The organism is Mycobacterium sp. THU-M104 (genome assembly GCF_049197365.1).
GTDB lineage: Bacteria > Actinomycetota > Actinomycetes > Mycobacteriales > Mycobacteriaceae > Mycobacterium.
Map to the genome: position 1 here is coordinate 1 of NZ_JBMIOP010000202.1, position 2,927 is coordinate 2,927.

The 2,927-nt window shown below is 69.4% G+C and carries 2 protein-coding genes and 3 pseudogenes; 2 read left to right on the forward strand and 3 right to left on the reverse strand.

Annotation, left to right across the window (positions count from 1 at the left end; all coding sequences use genetic code 11):
- Positions 1–324, forward strand: a pseudogene (locus ACOJVU_RS15965) (amino acid permease); the annotation flags it as partial.
- Between the two features lie 45 nt (positions 325–369).
- Here the strand turns inward: ACOJVU_RS15965 and ACOJVU_RS15970 are convergent.
- The 3 genes and pseudogenes from ACOJVU_RS15970 to ACOJVU_RS15980 all read right to left on the reverse strand — a co-directional run bounded on the left by ACOJVU_RS15970 (position 370) and on the right by ACOJVU_RS15980 (position 2,371).
- Positions 370–1,236 (reverse strand): annotated as a pseudogene (locus ACOJVU_RS15970) (ketopantoate reductase family protein).
- A gap of 37 nt (positions 1,237–1,273) precedes the next feature.
- Positions 1,274–1,969, reverse strand: a pseudogene (locus ACOJVU_RS15975) (enolase C-terminal domain-like protein); the annotation flags it as partial.
- Positions 1,970–1,975: 6 nt separating this feature from the next.
- Positions 1,976–2,371, reverse strand: a complete 396-nt coding sequence (locus ACOJVU_RS15980; protein ID WP_421530673.1) for a nitroreductase family deazaflavin-dependent oxidoreductase — start codon at positions 2,369–2,371, stop codon at positions 1,976–1,978.
- A gap of 187 nt (positions 2,372–2,558) precedes the next feature.
- On the opposite strand from ACOJVU_RS15980, the gene ACOJVU_RS15985 reads away from it, so the two are divergent.
- A partial coding sequence (locus ACOJVU_RS15985; RefSeq protein WP_421530674.1) for a PE family protein occupies positions 2,559–2,927 on the forward strand: 369 nt, incomplete at its 3' end.

A 2,927-nucleotide genomic window follows, 5' to 3' on the forward strand; every position in this document is an offset into this window, starting at 1 on the left:
TTCACCTTTCTGGTGAACTCCTCGGGTGCGATCGTCATGTTCGTGTACGTGCTGATCGCCCTGTCCCAGATCGTGCTACGCCGCCGGACGCCCCCCGGGCGGCTCCCGGTGAAAATGTGGCTGTTCCCGGGGCTGTCTCTGCTGACCGTGGCCGGCCTCGTCGCGGTCCTGGTGCGCATGGCGTTCGATCCGTCGGCGCGCAGTCAGTTCTGGCTCGGCCTGCTGTCCTGGGCCGTCGTGATTGCCCTGTACTACGTCGCCACGTGGCGGCGCCGACGGCAGGCCTCGGTGACGGACCTGCCCGCGCGGACCCCTTCCGGTTGACGCCGGAAACCGTTGGCGCCTCGGCGCGGTGCGGGCGGGCCGGATTCAGCGCCATGCCCGTTCGATCGCCTTGACCACCGCGGTCAGCGCGGCGTTCACCGGCGCGGCGATGCCGACCCGGCGCTGTGCCGGGGCGCCGCGCCGTTGATGACGTCGATCTCGCTGACCCGGCGCGCCTGGTGATCCAGCAGCGCCGAGGTCGGGCGTCGGGCAGCTGCGCGCCGAACGCGCGGGCGTGCTCGCCGGGGTCGGTGACAGTCACCGCGACCCCGCACGCGCGTGCCACCGTCCACGCCTCGGTCGCCGCCGCCCGGCTCACCGGCCCCATCTGAGCGTCGTCCATCACCTGCCCCACCGTCATCGACGTCAGCGCGCACGGCGCGCTGTAGGCGGCGTTGCAGATGAGTTTCTCTCACTGCACGGCGGCGATGTCGGTGACCGCGGCGGCATCGAAGCCGGCCCCGGTCCAGGCCCGCGCGATGGACTCGACCGCGGCGTGCGGCAGCGACGCGTAGGCGCCGAACCGCATCGCCCGCATGGCGTTGTGATGCACGTGCCCGGGGGCCACCCGCGACGCGCCGAACCCGACGGCGATCCCGACGGCGACCCGCTGTTCCCCGACGATGCCGGCGACCGTTTCCGCCGAACCGAGCCCGTTCTGGATCGTCAGCACCGGCCTCGATTCGCCCAGCATCGGAAGTGCTTGTCGAGCAGCAGTTTCCACGTCTGCCGCTTTGGCTGCCAGCACCGCCAGATCCATGGGTTCGGGCCGGTGACCCGCAGCCCGTCCCGGTTGATCCGTTCGACGTCGGCCCGGTGGCGGTCGATGGCCACGACGTCGTGACCCGCGGCCGCGAGCCTGGCCGCATAGATGGAACCCATTGCTCGGCAACCGATCACCGCGATCTTCATCCGCAATCTACTGCTCATTCGGGCAGTTGGGCGATGAGCCCCGCCAGGTGTGCAGGTTGAGCAGATGCCCGCCGTGCGGGAAGGCGAACCGGCGCTCGAACCCGTTGTTTTCGAGCACGTCGAGCATCCGGGCATACTCCGAAAGCCCGTAGCTCAGGCCAGCGTCCATCTGGAACACATCCCGGCCGGGCCGCATGTCGCCGTAACGCACCAGGTTGGTGACGTCTTGGGTCGAAAACAGGTTCTCCCCGGTGGCGACCGCACCGTCGTAGCCGGCCGTCACCGCGGGTGAGCTCGAAATCCAATGGGTCGCCGGGCTCTTCGTATCAGCGCAGGCCGTAGGGCGCCAGCGCGGCCGCCGCCGGTCTTCATCTTGACCGCGTCATAGCCGGCGTCGAGGTATCCGCGCATCTCCGCGCGCAGCCGCCCGCGCCCACCCTCGGGATGGGAGTAGCTGCCGGCGGCATACACATCGACCGCCGCCGCGGGTCGCCGCCCGAAATGGCCGGCGATGGTCGAGCACGCTCGGAATCATCCGGTCGCGCAGGATCCCGCTCTGGGCGAAGCGGCCGATCGAGTCGAAAGCCACCCCGGTCGCGGGCTTGCCGGCCCGGATGACGTCACTGCGCACCGCGACGAGCGAGACGGTGTGGCCGGAGAAGTCGACGACCGCGTTGGCGGGTGCGCCGTGCAGCGTTACCGGGCGCTCGACGATCGCGGTGATCCGCACCACCCCTTCTCAGGGGGTCCGGGTCAGCAGCACCGCCTGCTCGAACGGCAGCCTCCGGAAAATCGGCTGCCACCGGGGAACGACGTGTGCCGCTGCCTCGGCCTTGGGCATCACGCGCGGGTCGATCAGACCGAAAGCCTTGCCGTAGCGGCGTATCCGCCCGCCCCCTGCGGCGGTCAGGTTCTTCAGCCAGTCGCGGTCGGGGCCGTAGGTCAACAGGATGGCCACGCCGGGCTTGCCGTCGATCTCGGCGCTGAAGACGGTGACCGGCGTGCGGTACGGCTTGCCTGAACGCCGGCCGGTGTGTTCGACGATGGCCAACGTGGGAGCCCAGCCGGCCCACATCCGCTGCACGGGGTTGGTGACACGTCGGTTGAATCGAGCGAGCCCTTGCGGAAGTTGCATACCGACATCCAACTCGCTGCGTGTGGTCGACCTCAAGGCCGCGACGTCGCTGGCGGTGGCGCGCGGTGACAACCCGATTGCGTCGATCCGGCGGCGGCGCGACGTGTTCAGCACTTATGCTGATCGCGGAATCGCTTGCTGTCGAATTAATTTCACGACCAACAGTGGCTTTATCAGGGTGGCAGAGGTGTCGTGTTTGGTGGTCGCGCCGGAGATGCTGGCGGCCGCGTCGGGTGACATGGCGAATATCGGATCGATGATCAGTGGGGCGAACGCCGCCGCGGCGGCCCCGACCGCCGGCCTGCTGGCCGCGGGCGCCGATGAGGTGTCCGCCCTCGTAGCCTCGGCGTTCGCAGAGTTCGGCCGGCAATATCAGGTTCTCAGAGCCCAGGCTGCGCTGTTTCACGAACAGTTTGTGCAGCTCGTCAACGCCGGTGCGCAGAGTTACACGGCCGCGGAAGCCGCCGGCGTGGCCCCGTTGCAGACCGTCGGGCGTGACGTGCTGGCCGCGGTCAACGCGCCCACCGAGATGATGGTGGGGCGTCCGCTGATCGGC

What these genes read in the sequence shown, in the direction of transcription:
- ACOJVU_RS15980 (WP_421530673.1), bottom strand. Translation starts at nt 2,371, where the DNA reads ATGCAACTTCCGCAAGGGCTCGCTCGATTCAACCGACGTGTCACCAAC.